This window comes from Pseudomonas sp. DC1.2 (genome assembly GCF_034351645.1).
Taxonomy (GTDB): Bacteria; Pseudomonadota; Gammaproteobacteria; order Pseudomonadales; family Pseudomonadaceae; genus Aquipseudomonas.
The window spans coordinates 184,959-199,988 of the sequence record NZ_CP133782.1; the positions used below are offsets into that span (position 1 = coordinate 184,959).

Annotated in this window: 15 protein-coding genes and 3 pseudogenes; 14 read left to right on the top strand and 4 right to left on the bottom strand. The window is 57.9% G+C overall.

Going from position 1 to position 15,030, the window contains the following annotated elements:
• Positions 1-81: 81 nt before the first annotated feature.
• Both rfbC and rfbB read right to left on the bottom strand, forming a co-directional pair.
• Positions 82-627: a dTDP-4-dehydrorhamnose 3,5-epimerase gene (gene rfbC, locus RHM68_RS00825; RefSeq protein ID WP_322220079.1), complete on the bottom strand. Its 546-nt coding sequence runs from the start codon at positions 625-627 to the stop codon at positions 82-84.
• A gap of 75 nt (positions 628-702) precedes the next feature.
• Positions 703-1,785 (bottom strand): dTDP-glucose 4,6-dehydratase, encoded by a 1,083-nt coding sequence (gene rfbB, locus RHM68_RS00830; protein ID WP_322220080.1) that lies wholly within the window; start codon positions 1,783-1,785, stop codon positions 703-705.
• 133 nt (positions 1,786-1,918) lie between these two features.
• Between rfbB and RHM68_RS00835 the strand changes: the two genes are divergently transcribed.
• The 12 genes from RHM68_RS00835 (at position 1,919) to RHM68_RS00890 (ending at position 12,769) form a co-directional block, all read left to right on the top strand.
• Positions 1,919-4,831: an aminotransferase gene (locus tag RHM68_RS00835; protein ID WP_322220081.1), complete on the top strand. Its 2,913-nt coding sequence runs from the start codon at positions 1,919-1,921 to the stop codon at positions 4,829-4,831.
• Positions 4,832-5,077: 246 nt separating this feature from the next.
• The gene (aguB, locus tag RHM68_RS00840) at positions 5,078-5,956 is read left to right on the top strand and encodes an N-carbamoylputrescine amidase (RefSeq protein WP_322220082.1); all 879 of its coding nucleotides are present in this window, start codon (positions 5,078-5,080) and stop codon (positions 5,954-5,956) included.
• Positions 5,957-5,961: 5 nt separating this feature from the next.
• On the top strand, positions 5,962-7,068 hold the full coding sequence (aguA, locus tag RHM68_RS00845; RefSeq protein WP_322220083.1) for an agmatine deiminase: 1,107 nt from the start codon (positions 5,962-5,964) through the stop codon (positions 7,066-7,068).
• A 244-nt stretch (positions 7,069-7,312) separates the two neighbouring features.
• Positions 7,313-7,525 carry a hypothetical protein gene (locus tag RHM68_RS00850; RefSeq protein WP_322220084.1) on the top strand — a complete coding sequence of 71 codons (213 nt, stop codon included), beginning with the start codon at positions 7,313-7,315 and terminating at the stop codon, positions 7,523-7,525.
• An 11-nt stretch (positions 7,526-7,536) separates the two neighbouring features.
• Positions 7,537-7,680: a hypothetical protein gene (locus RHM68_RS00855; protein ID WP_322220085.1), complete on the top strand. Its 144-nt coding sequence runs from the start codon at positions 7,537-7,539 to the stop codon at positions 7,678-7,680.
• 44 nt (positions 7,681-7,724) lie between these two features.
• Positions 7,725-8,396: a DsbA family protein gene (locus RHM68_RS00860; protein WP_322220086.1), complete on the top strand. Its 672-nt coding sequence runs from the start codon at positions 7,725-7,727 to the stop codon at positions 8,394-8,396.
• Between the two features lie 18 nt (positions 8,397-8,414).
• A complete protein-coding gene (locus tag RHM68_RS00865) occupies positions 8,415-8,810 on the top strand; it encodes a nuclear transport factor 2 family protein (protein ID WP_322220087.1) in 396 nt (131 codons plus the stop codon).
• Positions 8,811-9,046: 236 nt separating this feature from the next.
• Positions 9,047-10,333 (top strand): OprD family porin, encoded by a 1,287-nt coding sequence (locus tag RHM68_RS00870; protein WP_322220088.1) that lies wholly within the window; start codon positions 9,047-9,049, stop codon positions 10,331-10,333.
• A 229-nt stretch (positions 10,334-10,562) separates the two neighbouring features.
• Positions 10,563-11,309 carry a 2OG-Fe dioxygenase family protein gene (locus RHM68_RS00875; RefSeq protein ID WP_322220089.1) on the top strand — a complete coding sequence of 249 codons (747 nt, stop codon included), beginning with the start codon at positions 10,563-10,565 and terminating at the stop codon, positions 11,307-11,309.
• 13 nt (positions 11,310-11,322) lie between these two features.
• Positions 11,323-11,760 carry a GNAT family N-acetyltransferase gene (locus tag RHM68_RS00880; protein WP_322223641.1) on the top strand — a complete coding sequence of 146 codons (438 nt, stop codon included), beginning with the start codon at positions 11,323-11,325 and terminating at the stop codon, positions 11,758-11,760.
• Positions 11,757-12,473 (top strand): AzlC family ABC transporter permease, encoded by a 717-nt coding sequence (locus tag RHM68_RS00885; protein ID WP_322220090.1) that lies wholly within the window; start codon positions 11,757-11,759, stop codon positions 12,471-12,473. Before RHM68_RS00880 ends, RHM68_RS00885 begins: the two co-directional genes overlap by 4 nt.
• A complete protein-coding gene (locus tag RHM68_RS00890) occupies positions 12,452-12,769 on the top strand; it encodes an AzlD domain-containing protein (protein ID WP_322220091.1) in 318 nt (105 codons plus the stop codon). Before RHM68_RS00885 ends, RHM68_RS00890 begins: the two co-directional genes overlap by 22 nt.
• On the opposite strand, the gene RHM68_RS00895 is transcribed toward RHM68_RS00890, so the two are convergent.
• Positions 12,686-13,612, bottom strand: a complete 927-nt coding sequence (locus tag RHM68_RS00895) for a LysR family transcriptional regulator (RefSeq protein ID WP_322220092.1) — start codon at positions 13,610-13,612, stop codon at positions 12,686-12,688. The two genes, RHM68_RS00890 and RHM68_RS00895, sit on opposite strands and share 84 nt — an antisense overlap.
• A gap of 394 nt (positions 13,613-14,006) precedes the next feature.
• Between RHM68_RS00895 and RHM68_RS00900 the strand changes: the two are divergent.
• Positions 14,007-14,113 (top strand): annotated as a pseudogene (locus RHM68_RS00900) (IS5/IS1182 family transposase); the annotation flags it as partial.
• 147 nt (positions 14,114-14,260) lie between these two features.
• Here RHM68_RS00900 and RHM68_RS00905 read toward each other — a convergent pair.
• A pseudogene (locus RHM68_RS00905) lies at positions 14,261-14,671 on the bottom strand (arginase family protein); the annotation flags it as partial.
• Between RHM68_RS00905 and RHM68_RS00910 the strand changes: the two are divergent.
• Positions 14,667-14,918, top strand: a pseudogene (locus tag RHM68_RS00910) (zinc-binding dehydrogenase); the annotation flags it as partial. The pseudogenes RHM68_RS00905 and RHM68_RS00910 sit on opposite strands and share 5 nt — an antisense overlap.
• Positions 14,919-15,030 lie beyond the last annotated feature (112 nt).

Here is a 15,030-nt window from a genome sequence, read left to right on the forward strand (position 1 = left end):
GCGCATTATGCCTAGGCTTGCGGGCGCAGTCTGCGCGCCGTGGATCAGGCGCGCGGCTGGCACGAAAATTCAGGCAGCCTTTCAGGAAAAGACGTCAGCGTCCTTGAAGAAGGCAGCGGCCGCATCCTTGCCCGACAGTTTTGGCGCCTCGTCCAGTTGCCAGTCGATGCCCAGGTCCGGATCGTCCCAGCGAATGCTGCGCTCGGCTGACGGCGTGTAGTAATCGGTGGTCTTGTAGAGGAATTCAGCGAACTCGCTGAGCACCACGAAACCGTGCGCGAAGCCTTCCGGGACCCAAAGTTGACGATGATTGTCGGCGGACAGGCGCACGGCGACCCATTGGCCGAAATGCGGCGAGCTGCGACGGATGTCTACGGCGACGTCCAGCACTTCACCAGCGGTCACGCGAACGAGCTTGCCTTGGGTGTTTTCCAGCTGGTAGTGCAGGCCGCGCAGCACGCCTTTCTGCGAGCGGGAATGGTTGTCCTGGACGAATTGGGTGTCCAGGCCCGTCGCGTCTTCGAACGCCTTGGCATTGAAGCTTTCGTAGAAAAAGCCGCGCTCATCACCAAATACCTTGGGCTCGATGATCAGAACACCGGGCAGGTCGGTGGTGACTATGTTCATGGTTTTCTCCAGCAGTGGGCGTTGATGGCCGACATTCTTGCGCAAAGTATCGGCCGGCGCGAGTCGTGAAATCGTTCAAGCTATTAAATCCTTGAAATCGCTGTTGCCCAGGCGCTGTCCCTGATAACTGCCGTCCTGGACCCGAGCGCACCACTGATGGTTATCGAGGTACCACTGCACGGTTTTTCGCAGGCCGCTTTCGAAGGTTTCTGCGGGCGTCCAGCCGAGTTCACGCTCGATCTTGCCGGCATCGACGGCATGGCGCTGGTCGTGAGCGTGGTGGTTCCCGACTAAGGTAATCAAGTCGGCAAAGTGTTTGATACCGTTGGGCTTTTGCGGCGCAAGCTCTTCGAGCAACGCACAAATACTGCGCACCACGTCGATGTTTGTTTGCGCGGCGTGGCCACCGATGTTGTACGTCTGGCCGACCGTGCCGGCGGTGAGAACCTTAAGCAGCGCCTGGACATGATCGTCGACGAACAGCCAGTCGTGCATTTGCTGGCCGTCGCCATCCACCAGCAACGGTTGACCGGCGAGGGCGTTAAGAATGATCTGTGGGATCAGCTTCTCGGGAAACTGAAACGGCCCGTAATTGCTTGAACAATGCGTCAACAGCACTGGCAAGCCATAGGTGCGTTGCCAGGCGCGGACCAGGTGGTCGGACGCCGCTTTGCTGGCGGAATAGGGTGAGTGGGGGGCGTAAGGCGTGGTTTCGGTGAGTGGTCCATCAACGCCCTGCGAGTCGCCGTAGACTTCGTCGGTCGAGACGTGATGGAAGCGCAATGCCCGCTTCTCGGGCGCGGCCAAGGTCAGCCAGTAAGCGCGGGTGGCTTCCAGCACGCTGTAGGTGCCGAGGATGTTGCTCTGAATGAAGTCCGCTGGACCGTTGCTGGCGCGATCAACATCGGATTCGGCAGCCAGATGCATGATTGCGTGGGGTTCAAAGCGGCTCAGCACCTTACTGACCACGGCCTGATCGACGATGTTGGCCTGCACCCATTCGTAACGCGTGTTAGTGGCGATGCTGCTCAGGGACTCGAGATTGCCGGCGCAGGTCAACGTGTCCAGGTTGAGCACTTCATGCTCGGTGTGCTGGATCAGATGCCGAATCAGCGCCGAGCCGATGAACCCGGCGCCGCCGGTGATGAAAATGCGCATGGGCAAGCCTGAGTGCGGTTGTTGAGCGACAGAGCATAGCGGTTTGTTCGCGTGGGGTGATGGCGGATGGGGGTTGCGTATCGCCCGGAGCAGTGGCGATATAGGCGCCTAATAAAATTCCAGGGGTTGTTGTATGCCGCTCGCCACGTTAATTCATCGCGCCAGTCTGTCCGGTCCGCAAGTGTCTGCGCAGCAAGCGCTTGAGCTGTTGGCGCGGCATTACGGCTTGAGTGGACAGTTGCACGCGTTGGGGAGCCAGCAAGACCTCAATTTGCGCGTCGACAGTGAGCGCGGGCGCTTCGTGCTGAAAATCTGCCGTGGCGATTACTCGGCGCTTGAACTCCAGGCCCAGCATGCCGGGCTCAAGCATGTGAGCGAGCATTGCGGCGTACACGTGCCACGCGTGATTGCGACCGACAGCGGTGCAGACCTGCTGTCGCTGAACGTTGGCGGTCAGGCTCTGCACGTGCGCTTGCTTGATTACATCGACGGCCAGCCCCTGACTCACCTCAATCATCTTCCGCGTTCCGTGGTCGAAGGCTTCGGTCGGCTGTGCGGCGAAATGGACCTGGCACTGGCCGGTTTTGACCATCCGGGCCTTGAACGCACATTGCAATGGGACGCCCGTCACGCCAGTGCGTTGATCGCTCATTTGCTGCCGATCATCAAGGATGAACAGCAACGTGCGTTGATCGCTGGCGCGGCTGACCACGCCGAGCGGCGTTTGCAACCCTTGGTGGCGCGGCTGCCGGTGCAGGCGATCCACATGGACATCACCGATGACAATGTGGTCTGGCAGCGGGACTCGCTACGTCAGTGGCAGGTGCAGGGGGTGATTGATTTTGGCGACCTGATCCGTACCTGGCGCATCGCCGACCTCTCGGTGACCTGCGCGGCCCTGTTGCACCATGCCGACGGCGACCCGTTCTACATTTTGCCGGCGGTCCGGGCGTATCACGCCGTCAATCCATTGCAACCTGAAGAGCTGCTGGCGTTGTGGCCGCTGATCGTCGCCCGCGCGGCGGTGCTGGTGCTCAGCGGTGAGCAGCAGGTGAGCATCGATCCTGGCAATGCCTACAGTCGCGACAACCTGACTCACGAGTGGCAGATTTTTCGCGTCGCCACGTCGGTGCCGTTGGCGTTGATGGAAGCGGCGATCCTCACGGCTGTCGGCCAGACCTTGCCGACCCTGGGCGGTGAAGGTGTTGCGCCGCTGCTACCGGGCCTGGTGGGACGCGAGTTTGCGTTGATTGATCTGGGCGTGCTCAGCCCGCATTTCGAGGCGGGTAATTGGGAGCAGCAGGGCATCGATCAGCGCCTGCTAACCGAGGCCGCGCTGGCTCACGGTCTGGCGGCCAGCCGCTACGGCCAGTACCGTTTGTCACGCACTCGGCCAGACACCTCCGGCGAACCCGATACGTGCCCGCTGCATGTGGAGCTGCGGGTACCCGACGGCACGGCGGTTGAAGCACCGTTTGCCGGCGTACTCCGGCAGTCTGCGGCAGGCGTACTGCATGTGGACGGCGCGCAATTAAGCGTGCGCCTATGGGGTGTGACGCCGTCGCTGCACGGTGGTTCGGCATTGGTTAAAGGCCAGGTGCTGGGGACGGTCAGCGGGCCGTTGGTGGTGCAGTTGTGCCGAGACGCTTCGCTTGAGGCGCCGTTGTTCTGCACGCCCTCGCAGGCGCCCGCGTGGCAGGCCGTGTGTCCGTCGCCGGCAACACTGCTGGGATTGGCCTGTGATGCTGAAGAGGAACTCGACCCGCAGACCTTACTGGCGCGACGCGACGCGAGCTTCGCCCGTTCCCAAAAGCACTATTACGTCGACCCGCCGCGCATCGAACGTGGCTGGCGCAATCACCTGATCGATATGCAGGGTCGCTCTTACCTCGACATGCTGAACAACGTCGCGGTGCTGGGCCACGGTCACCCGCGCATGGCCGCTGTCGCCAGCCGTCAGTGGTCGCTCCTTAACACCAACTCGCGCTTCAACTATGCGGCGGTGGCCGAGTTGTCCGAGCGCTTGCTAGAACTGTCGCCGGACGGCATGGACCGGGTGTTTCTGGTTAACAGTGGCACCGAGGCCAACGACTTGGCGATTCGCCTGGCGTGGGCCTACAGCGGCGGCCGCGACATGCTCAGCGTGCTGGAGGCCTATCACGGTTGGTCAGTGGCGTCGGATGCGGTTTCGACCTCGATTGCCGATAACCCTAAAGCCCTGAGCAGCCGTCCGGATTGGGTGCATCCGGTCACCGCACCCAACACCTATCGTGGCCAATTTCGAGGCCTCGACAGCGCGCTGGATTACGTGCGCAGCGTCGAACACAACCTGGCGAAAATCGCCGCTCAGAAACGCCAGGTGGCCGGTTTTATCTGCGAACCGGTGTACGGCAATGCCGGCGGTATCTCGCTGCCACCGGGGTATCTGAAGCACGTTTATGCGCGGGTTCGTGCGCAGGGCGGTGTCTGCATCGCCGATGAAGTGCAGGTCGGTTATGGCCGCATGGGCAAGTTTTTCTGGGGATTTGAAGAACAAGGTGTGGTGCCAGACATCATCACCATGGCCAAGGGTATGGGCAACGGCCAGCCGTTGGGTGCAGTGATCACCCGCCGGGAAATTGCCGAGGCGCTGGAGGCCGAGGGGTATTTCTTCTCGTCGTCGGGCGGCAGTCCGGTGAGCTGCCAGATCGGCATGGCGGTGCTGGATGTGATGCAAGAAGAAAAACTCTGGGAAAACGCCCAGGTGGTTGGCGCGCACTTCAAGGCGCGGCTTGAAGCGCTGATCGAGCAGCATCCGCTGGTGGGCGCGGTGCATGGCTCGGGCTTTTATTTGGGGGTTGAGTTGATCCGCGACCGTGAAACCCTGGAGCCCGCGAGCGAAGAAACTACGGCGCTGTGTGAGCGTCTGCGTGAGCTAGGAATTTTCATGCAGCCGACCGGCGACTACCTGAATATCCTCAAAATCAAACCGCCGATGGTCACGTCGCGTCAGAGCGTGGATTTCTTCGTCGACATGCTTTCAAAGGTTCTCGCAGAAGGTCTGTAAGCTCATGCCGTTGTGGGGGCGAGTAGATTCGCTTGCACCCGACGCGGGCTTAAGTTCGATTATTATCGTGTTTTTAGTGGTTATTTTTCATTAAATCTATATTTATCGCTTTTAAGGCAGATTTTTATCGGCTATAAAGTCGTCACTGCACACGGTGTGGCTGAATCACGTCCAGTGCTTCCCATTTCTGTCATGGGCCGATGCCACACTCGACCCTCACGCATCATGTTGCCCAGGAGATGATTCATGAGCCGTATCGTTACCGTTGCCGCTACCCAGATGGCGTGTTCCTGGGACCTTGAAGCCAATATCGAGACCGCTGAGAAGCTGGTCCGTGAGGCGGCGGCCAACGGTGCGCAAATCATCCTCATCCAGGAACTGTTCGAGGCCCCGTACTTCTGCCAGAAGCCGAACCCGGATTACCTGCAACTGGCCACGACCGTTGAAGATAACGTGGCCATCAAGCACTTCCAGAAAGTCGCCAAAGAACTGCAAGTGGTGCTGCCGATCAGCTTTTACGAATTGGCGGGCCGCGCGCGTTTCAACAGCATCGCGATCATTGATGCCGATGGCTCGAACCTCGGGATTTATCGTAAAAGCCACATACCGGACGGGCCTGGCTATCACGAAAAGTATTATTTCAACCCTGGCGACACCGGCTTCAAGGTCTGGAATACCCGTTACGCGAAAATCGGCGTGGGTATCTGCTGGGACCAGTGGTTCCCGGAATGCGCCCGCAGCATGGCGTTGCTCGGCGCAGAAATTCTGTTCTACCCGACCGCCATCGGTAGCGAGCCACATGACAAGAGCATTTCTTCGCGTGACCATTGGCAGCGCGTGCAGCAAGGCCATGCCGGTGCCAACCTGATGCCGCTGATTGCCAGTAACCGCATCGGCAACGAAGAACAAGACGGCTACGACATTACGTTCTATGGTTCGTCGTTTATCGCCAATCCGTTCGGCGAAAAGGTCCAGGAACTCAACCAGACCGAAGAAGGCGTATTGGTACAGAGTTTCGACCTTGATGAACTGGAACACATTCGCAGCGCCTGGGGTTCGTTCCGCGACCGCCGCCCGAACCTGTACGGCGCCCTCAAAACACTCGACGGTTCCCTGGAGTCCTGATCACCATGACCACTTTAAACAGCACCCCGCGCACTGACGGTTTCTACATGCCCGCCGAGTGGGCGTCACAAACCCAGGCCTGGATGATCTGGCCCGAGCGCCCGGACAACTGGCGCTTGGGCGGCAAGCCGGCGCAAGCCGCGCATGTAGCCATCGCCAAGGCCATCGCGCGTTTTGAACCGGTGACGGTGGGGGTTTGCGCCGGCCAGTATGAAAACGCCCGTGCTCGCTTGGACGTGCCGAATATTCGAGTGGTCGAGATGTCCAGCGACGATGCCTGGGTCCGCGACACCGGCCCGACGTTTGTCATCAATCACAGCGGCGAAGTCCGAGGCGTGAACTGGGATTTCAATGCCTGGGGCGGTTTCGACGGTGGTTTGTATTCGCCCTGGAATCGCGATTCGCAGGTGGGTGGCAAGATCCTCGAGATCGAGCGCAGCCAGCGCTACCGCACTGAGGGTTTTGTGCTGGAGGGCGGTTCGATCCATGTCGATGGCGAAGGCACCCTGATCACCACAGAAGAATGCCTGCTCAATCGCAATCGCAATCCGCACCTGAATCGTGCGGACATCGAAGCGGTACTCAGCGCGAACCTGGCGGTGGATAAAATTATCTGGTTGCCGGACGGTTTGTTCAACGACGAAACCGACGGCCATGTGGATAACTTCTGCTGCTATGTGCGTCCCGGTGAAGTGCTACTGGCCTGGACCGACGACCCGCAGGACCCGAACTACGCGCGCTGCCACGCGGCAATGAGCGTGCTGCAAAGCAGCACCGACGCCAAAGGTCGCTCGTTCACGGTGCATAAAATGCCGATTCCCGGACCGCTGTATGCGACCGAAGAAGAGTGCGCCGGCGTCGATCCTGTCGACGGTACTCAGGAGCGTAATCCAACGGTACGTTTGGCGGGTTCCTACGTGAATTTTTTGATCGTCAACGGGGGCATCATCGCGCCGAGTTTTGACGACCCGTTGGATGCTGCGGCCAAGGAGATTTTGCAGGGACTGTTCCCACAGCACGAAGTGGTCATGGTGCCAGGCCGCGAATTGTTACTGGGGGGCGGCAATATTCACTGCCTTACCCAACAGCAACCCGCACCGCACAGGGAGTGAGTGAGGTCGTAACAGCTTGAGTTGATTGCTTATTCAGCTTGGCGCCGATGACAGGGCAGCCTTCCTCAGAAAGCCCGCGGTCCGTGAGGACCGCGGGCTTTTTTGTGTCCGCTCATCGACAGTCGAGACACATTGGCACAGCTCTTGTATCTCTCATTGTGTAATACAGGGAGGGGAGAACTGTGATGTTCTGTCACAAACCTTGGATAACTTAGCCGCTCACTTACCGGGAGAGAGCGCCGAAATGAACGCCGAAGTGAATATAGGCAGCGAGCGGGCATTGCATCCCTTGGCCGTAAACGGCGAATCGCTTCAGGTCCTGGCGCACTGGTTAAAGTCTAATGGAACGCGTCAGATCAGAGACACTGATCCGCGCCGGATGATGATCGAGCGTTACCCTGCTGGTTTTTTCAGCGAGGCGGAGTTGGAAGCATTGTGGGATGTTATAGAAGGATAAGAACAACAAGGATGGATAAAGCGCTGCCGGGAAGGCGGCGCTTTTTTATGGGCGGCATAAAAGCAGTGCGTGAGATGGGTGTTTCTGGATTTGACCGTTTCATGAAACAGACTAAGAGCCATTCCGGCGTTTTTCCGAAAAGAGCAGCGGGCTAGTCTGCGGCCATCGATTTTCCCTAGGCTTTTTCCGGAGCTATCCCATGACCCTTCACTACATTTACGACCCATTGTGCGGCTGGTGCTACGGCGCAAAACCTTTGGTGCAAGCCGCCCAAACACTGCTTGAGGTGGCTGCGCACGGCGGTGGCATGATGGCTGGGGCCCATCGGCAGACCGTTTCACCACAGCTGCGCGACTACGTGATGCCCCACGACCGACGCATCGCCGAGTACACCGGTCAGCCTTTCGGTGAGGCGTATTTCGAAGGTCTGTTGCGTGATGACACGGCCGTCTTCGATTCTGCACCGCCGATTGCGGCCGTGCTGGCAGCCGAACAGATCGCCGGATGCGGACTGGCGTTGCTAGGGCGTTTGCAGCGTGCGCACTACGTTGAAGGGCGACGCATCGCTGATGAAGCTGTGTTGTTTGAACTTGCGACTGATATAGGTCTCGAACCTCAAGCCTTCCAGGCGGCGTTCAAAGAGGCCGATACCGATCGCCATATCAAGGAAAGCCGCGCACTCTTGGCTGCCGTCGGTGGCCAAGGCTTTCCGACCTTCGCCCTGGAGCGTGATGGCCAGTTCACGTTGATCGACATCGGTCCGTGGCTTGGCAAGCCTGAAGCGTTCGCGCAATGGTTGGGTCAATCGTTTCCCACGCAAGCGTCGTCGTCCCCTGTTCAAGCCTGTGGCCTTGACGGCTGCACCCACTGAATTCATCTGGAGTCACCTATGGATAATCTCAGCCTGATCAAAAGCACCTACGAAGGCGCCAACGCCGAGGAAAGCGCGCGCAATACCGCCGCGGCGCTTGCCGATGACGCGCGGTGGACCGAAGCCGCAGGCTTTCCCTATGCGGGGACCTACGTTGGTTTCGATGCCATTGTCGAAAACGTTTTCAAACGCTTGGCGACTGAGTGGGAGGGTTTTCAGTTCAAGGTCGAGAGTTACGTGGCACAGGGTGACAAGGTCTTTGCCTACGGCAATTACAGCGGCGTCTACAAAACCACTGGCAGGCCTATGAACGCCCGTGTCGCGCATTTGTGGACCCTGGCTGACGGTAAAGTCACCCACTTTGAACAATTCGTTGACAGCCATACCGTGCAATTGGCGGTCCTCGGCAACTGATGTCTTTGACGATTTTTGATTGTTCACGGATGTTTCATGAAATTGACACGCCATTAAGGGGGCGGCTAGGATCCGCCCCAACGCCTGTGGCCAACCGCCACGACTGACAAAACAATAAAAGGCCCGCCGCGATTTTTCGTGGGCGGGCCTTTTTGTTTCGGGGTGAAAAAAGAGCGCGATCGCGCCATTTCAGCCGTTCGGCACAGTGCGTATCAACCCGTGATAAGGAAAATAATATGTTGAACAAGCGAATCAGTTTGATCGCTCTGGGGATGTTGAGTGCCACCTCGGCCATGGCTAACGACCAGGCCGATGCCAAGGGTTTTGTTGACGACAGCAGCCTCAAAGTGCTGTTGCGTAATGCCTACATTAATCGTGACTACAAAGACGGTAACCCGGACAAAGCCGAGTGGGGCCAAGCGGCCATCGGTACTTATTCGTCCGGCTTCACCCAAGGCACCGTTGGCGTCGGTGTGGACGCCTTCGGTCTTTACGCACTGCGTCTGGACGGCGGCAGAGGCCGCAGCGGCGCGGGCGGTATCGACTTCTTCAAACAGGACAACAACGGCAAAGCCGCTGACGATTTGTCCAAGTTTGGCGGCGCTGTCAAATTCCGCGTTTCCAGTACCGTCCTGACCTACGGCGACCAGATGCCGGCCCTGCCGGTGTTGAACTACGACAACTCGCGCCTGCTGCCAGAAAGCTACACCGGTACGCTGATCACCTCCAAGGAGATCAAAGGTCTGGAACTGAACGCCGGTCGCTTCACCGCCGAATCGCGTAAAAGCGCTGAAGGCCGTGACAGCGGTGGTTTGAAGTCGATCAACGTGGTGGGTGGTAGCTACCAGTTCACCGAACAATTCAAGGCAGCGGTCTACGCCTCCGACGTTGAAGACGTGCTCAAGAAGCAATACGTAAACGCGAACTACGTGTTCCCGATCGACAAGGATCAGTCCCTGACCCTCGACTTCAACGGCTATCGCACCAAGCTGGACAATTCCTATGTCCGTGAAAACGATGTCACCGGTGATGACAACAAGATCTGGAGCCTGGCGACCACCTTCGTCACCGGCCCGCACTCGTTCACCCTCGCTCACCAGCGCAGCACCGGCGACAGCAACCTGGGCTATGCCTACGGCGGCTATCAGAAGGGGCAAGGCCGGGTGGGTGATGGTGGCAACACCATTTACCTGGCCAACTCCTACTGGTCGGACTTCAACGCTGAAGACGAACGCAGCTGGCAGTTAGGCTACGGCCTGGATTTCAGCGCCTTCGGCGTACCGGGTCTGAGCTACAACGTGGCTTACGTGCGTGGTGACAACATCACTACTTCCACTAGCGAAGGCGGTTCTGAGCGCGAAATCTTCAACCAGTTCAAGTACGTGGTCCAGAGTGGCCCGGCCAAAGATCTGAGTGTGAAACTGCGCAGCTCGATCCTGCGCGTTTCGCAGAAATCCAGTGAATACAACGTCAGTGGTAATGAGCTGCGTGTGTTCGTTGATTACCCGATCAACATTTTCTGATGATCGAATGAGTGCATGCCACTCATGAAAAGAACCCGACTCGTTCGGGTTTTTTTTCGCTTTAAATCTGTAAAAAGCAGCCTGAACAGCGTTTTTTTAACGTAATAAGTCGAATCACAGCAACTTCATCGGTTGCTTCAAACAGCGCTTGATATGCCTGAAATTCTTTCTCATGGACGTAAATTCTGCACGCACTAGATTAGGCCGCTCAATGCAGTGGAGACTAGTAATGATCGTTTTAAACAGAGAAGTTGGCGAATCGCTACGACGCGACAAATTTGTCAACGTCCAGGGTGCTGACTTCAATCTCTACGGTCATTTCGCCGACTTCGTCAGACTGACCAAAAGTTGGGAAAACATGGAGCCGGACAGTTACTACGGGCAAGCCGATTCGGGGATGCGCTTTCGGCGTTACAGCGACTTCGAATACAACCCGGTGACCCGCGACCTGACGCAGCTCGAACACCGCGCGTATATGCAGTCCAAAGCCAACAACAGCTACGTGGGCGGGCTGGAGCGGCACTTCCAGGACTTCTCCAACGAAGTCATCAATTCGCCGGTGATGCGCAGCCTCATCGACATTGATTTCGAGGTGTACAAAAACGTACTACCGCCGGAACTGCATGAAGAAATCTGGCAATGCCAGATCCATCAGATACGCATCGAGATCAAACCGGGCAAGCAGTTGGAAATTACCCCGGAAGGCATTCACTGCGACGGTTATCCGTTCAGCGGCGTCCATTTTTGGGGCCGCAACAATGTGGAGGGGGCAGAGAGCCGTCTTTACAGCGCTCACGAGCAGCAGTTGGCGTCGACGACCTACCAGGAAATCCTCGACACCACTTTTTTCCTCGATCGTGACATGCGCCACTACGTGACCCCGGCGCGTAACGTTCACACCCACGACATGGCTTATCGACAAATTCTGGCCATTTCGTTCTCGCGGCCCGGGACCGCTTTCGACATTGTTCGCTGAACAGCTCAACGCCATGGACAGCCCCGCCACGTCGGTAATGATGTGGCGCGCCAATGCCAAGGATGCGCTGCGTCTGGAGCGTTTTTTTCGGCAATTCGATGAAGTGTCATTTTGCGACTGGCAAGACGCCAAATGCCTGCGCGGGGTGTTGGTGCAAAAGACCACCACCGCGTTCCTGGCGCTTGACGGCAACGGTGACGTGGTCGGCGCGGTACTGGGCGGCATGCTCGGCAGTCGTGGCACCATCAACCACTTGGCGGTAAGCCCGTTGTATCGCGCCCAAGGCGTGGGCCAGCGGTTGGTGGAGGCGGCATCGGCGGACATGAAACGAGTCGGCGTGCTGCGGATGTTCCTGTTCGTCGACGATGCTAACCTTGCCGGCAAACGCTTTTGGACTGCCCAGGGTTTTTGCGAGCCGCGTGGCGAAACGACCTTTGAGAGGGACCTATGAATGAGACGTCCAGCAGCCAACCGCTGATGGCCGAGCCGCAGCCGTCGCGCACGTTTGCCGAAGCCAGCCCGGTGGTGGCCGGTTACTTCACGGTGTCGTTCGTGTTTGGTTTGATGGCCGTCAACGCTGGGTTGCCCGTGTGGTTGCCAGTCGCCATGTGCCTGTTCGTTTATGCCGGTGCTTCGCAGTTTGCCGCGTTGGCGCTGATTTCCAGCGGCGCTTCGCTGACGACCATCATCCTCACCACGTTCCTGATCAACGCGCGGCATATGCTGATGTCGGTTTATATGGCCAAGGCGTTGCGCTCGCTGGGGCTGAGTCGTTTCGAGCGTTGGTGTTACGCCGGTGGGCTAACCGATGAGTCGTTCGCCTTCCACAGCGTCAAACTGGGCAGCGGTGCGCCGGTCAGCGTGCGTTATCTGATCGGCTTCAACCTGTTTTGCCACACGTCGTGGGTGCTGGGCGGTTTGCTGGGGGCGATCTGCGCGCAATATGCCGCGCACTTGATCAAGTATCAGCTCGACTACGCCCTGACGGCGATGATGCTGTACGTCCTGGTTTCGCTGTGCAACACCCGCAACAAGTTGATTGCCGCTTTGGCTGCGGTTGCGTGCATGGGCGCCCTGAGCCTTGTGGGCAGTTCACCGTTTAACGTGTTCATCGCCACATTCGTCGGCTGCGGGGTGGGTGTATGCCTGACCAAACGTTCCTGATTCTGGCGGTCGTACTGATGACCGCCGTGACCTTCCTGCCGCGTGCCTTGCCACTGCAAGTGAACACTGACCACTGGCCGCCCTTCGTCGCCCGAGCCCTGGAATATCTGCCGGTGGCGATCGTCGCTGCAATCACCCTTACGCCCTTGTTGATCAAGGACCATCAGGTGCAGCTCGACCGCCCGGAATTTTACGCAGCCATTCCGACGTTGTTATGTGCGTATTTCAGCAAGAACCTCTTCCTCAGTGTGGCGGTTGGGACGGCGGCGTACATCGCGCTTGGGTCGTTCATGTAGCGACAGGTCGAGCACATCGCTCAATGCCTGACCAGACAATTCCGGGTTATTGATGGCCAGCCTGACTTCGAGGAAATCCTCGAAGTCAGGGAAAATGCTCAAGCCATTGCGCAGCGCTGCCTCGCGGGACACCATGCCGAGGCCGTCCATTTGTGTGATCAGCGACAATGTCAGGGTTTCGCTGCAGGAATAAATCATCCGCTGGCCAGACTCGTAATGGCCCAATCCTGCGTCGAGAAAGCGCAAGAAGCTGTGGGAGTAAGGACAGTCATCAGCCGGACGAACCTGCAACTTGTCGCCCAGCAATACCAACGGATCATTCTCCTGACCGCAATGAGCACCCACCACCGTGACTTGCACCTCAGGTAGCACAATGCTTGGCAAACCCGGCCGTTGCGGGCCGATCAACACGGCCAGATCGAAATCCTCGTTGGTGAGTTTGCTGAGGTTTTCCATCGACTCCGCGTAGCTGAACTCCAATTGATGTTCAGGAAATACATCAATAAGGCGTCCGATCATTCGCCGGTTGAAGTCTTCCGACAGGGTGGTGTTCAACGCAACCTTGAGCGTGCGCTGTCCTGGCACCTTGAGCGCGGCGACTTTTTCTTCCAGTTGCCGCGTGGCAACCAAGACTTTGTCCATGTAGGGCGTAAGCTCCGTGCCCTGCGTCGTCAGGGTCAAGCCCTTGTTGGATCGACGAAACAGGCGGAAACCAAACTGCTCTTCGACCTTGTTCAACTGCGCCGCCAACGCCTGCACGGTCAAACAGGAATGCTCTGCCGCAGCCGACAAAGAGCCGGTCTGCACGATGCGCATCAGGTTGCGTAAGGTTCTGCTATCCATGAGGTAATGCCCTCTAAAGTGGGCTGACTATTGTTGTGTACCTGGCTGCCGATCCGGCGCCATATGCCGGCTATATTCCTGCACCTGAGCATAGTTGTCGCGGGTTTAGTAGCGAATTGATTCCGCAGCCGATGGCTGGAGGCTTACACAGGATCGGGTTTTTTGCGGATGGCGGGGTGATTGGGGTCAAAAAAAATGCCTGGGCAGGGGATGTTTTGGCATTTTTTTGGGCGGTGGTGCTCACGGAATTACCGGACTCTTCCTTAATGGTCTCGGAAGACTCTCGGAAAAGGTTGCGTCCGGGCTGATGGTTGTTATCTGAGGCAGTGGCTGAAAAACTGCTGTTGGTAACGGATTTCTGTGAACGACAGTCTTGCCTGATCTCAAGCGCCATCTGAAGCAGATGGCATGCGCCGACGCCGAGCACGCTGGAAAACGCAAGCGAACCCGTAAGGAGCGTTTCCTATCGAGATGGATCAGGTCGTACCCTGGAAGGGCCTGGGGCGTGAGAGAAACACTGCACAACAAGCTACTGTATTTGCCCTGTCGAACCTTTGGAGGGTGCGAAAACGGCTGGTTGCCAGGGCGGAGAGCCCTGCGCGCATCGCTGAGACTCCCCCATCACCTCTGCAAAGCCTTAGCGCCCGCTCATAACTGATGTCGAGCCGCATAAAGGCAGATCATTTCCATGGCCAGCGCCGCTGCCGCCAGTGCCGTGATCTCGGCATGGTCATAGGCGGGCGCCACCTCAACCACGTCCATTCCTATCACGTTGATTCCGCGTAGCCCGCGCAAAATCTCAAAAGCATGGAAAGTGGACAAACCACCGCATACCGGGGTGCCTGTGCCGGGAGCAAACGCTGGGTCCAGGCAATCGATATCAAATGTCAGATACACCGGGTGGTCACCGACTCGCTCACGAATAATGCGTGCAATATCGTGTGCATTACTTGTGTTGGCTTGCCGCGCATCCACCACCTGAAATCCCATCAGATCATCGTTGGTCATGCGCTGACCGATCTGAATCGACCTGGACGGATCTACCAAACCTTCCAAGGCATCCGGGCGTATCGCACAGATCGGTTTTCTGAGCTGGCAGACTGTTGAACTTAATCTGATGCCACTCATCTTTCGCCAGACGACCATTCGCGGTATTACCGTGGCGCCGCGCTCATCGTTCGAACGGATGAATGCATTCCTCAACGAACATAAGATTCGTCCTGTGATCGATAAGGTGTATCCATTCGAGGAAGCACGAGAAGCTTACGAAGGTACATTTGGAAAGGTAGTAATCAAAATCTCTTGATACCGTCAACGAGGGAGAGCGCTTCTGGTTAAGTCGCTTGTTGCGTTTAAAGCAAGGTCGCGGTAGGGACGGCAGTTACCTGCCGCCCCCCGTCCAGATCCGTACGTGCGGA

What these genes read in the sequence shown, in the direction of transcription:
- rfbC (WP_322220079.1), bottom strand. Translation starts at nt 627, where the DNA reads ATGAACATAGTCACCACCGACCTGCCCGGTGTTCTGATCATCGAGCCC.
- rfbB (WP_322220080.1), bottom strand. Translation starts at nt 1,785, where the DNA reads ATGCGCATTTTCATCACCGGCGGCGCCGGGTTCATCGGCTCGGCGCTG.
- RHM68_RS00835 (WP_322220081.1), top strand. Translation starts at nt 1,919, where the DNA reads ATGCCGCTCGCCACGTTAATTCATCGCGCCAGTCTGTCCGGTCCGCAA.
- aguB (WP_322220082.1), top strand. Translation starts at nt 5,078, where the DNA reads ATGAGCCGTATCGTTACCGTTGCCGCTACCCAGATGGCGTGTTCCTGG.
- aguA (WP_322220083.1), top strand. Translation starts at nt 5,962, where the DNA reads ATGACCACTTTAAACAGCACCCCGCGCACTGACGGTTTCTACATGCCC.
- RHM68_RS00850 (WP_322220084.1), top strand. Translation starts at nt 7,313, where the DNA reads ATGAACGCCGAAGTGAATATAGGCAGCGAGCGGGCATTGCATCCCTTG.
- RHM68_RS00855 (WP_322220085.1), top strand. Translation starts at nt 7,537, where the DNA reads ATGGATAAAGCGCTGCCGGGAAGGCGGCGCTTTTTTATGGGCGGCATA.
- RHM68_RS00860 (WP_322220086.1), top strand. Translation starts at nt 7,725, where the DNA reads ATGACCCTTCACTACATTTACGACCCATTGTGCGGCTGGTGCTACGGC.
- RHM68_RS00865 (WP_322220087.1), top strand. Translation starts at nt 8,415, where the DNA reads ATGGATAATCTCAGCCTGATCAAAAGCACCTACGAAGGCGCCAACGCC.
- RHM68_RS00870 (WP_322220088.1), top strand. Translation starts at nt 9,047, where the DNA reads ATGTTGAACAAGCGAATCAGTTTGATCGCTCTGGGGATGTTGAGTGCC.
- RHM68_RS00875 (WP_322220089.1), top strand. Translation starts at nt 10,563, where the DNA reads ATGATCGTTTTAAACAGAGAAGTTGGCGAATCGCTACGACGCGACAAA.
- RHM68_RS00880 (WP_322223641.1), top strand. Translation starts at nt 11,323, where the DNA reads ATGGACAGCCCCGCCACGTCGGTAATGATGTGGCGCGCCAATGCCAAG.
- RHM68_RS00885 (WP_322220090.1), top strand. Translation starts at nt 11,757, where the DNA reads ATGAATGAGACGTCCAGCAGCCAACCGCTGATGGCCGAGCCGCAGCCG.
- RHM68_RS00890 (WP_322220091.1), top strand. Translation starts at nt 12,452, where the DNA reads ATGCCTGACCAAACGTTCCTGATTCTGGCGGTCGTACTGATGACCGCC.
- RHM68_RS00895 (WP_322220092.1), bottom strand. Translation starts at nt 13,612, where the DNA reads ATGGATAGCAGAACCTTACGCAACCTGATGCGCATCGTGCAGACCGGC.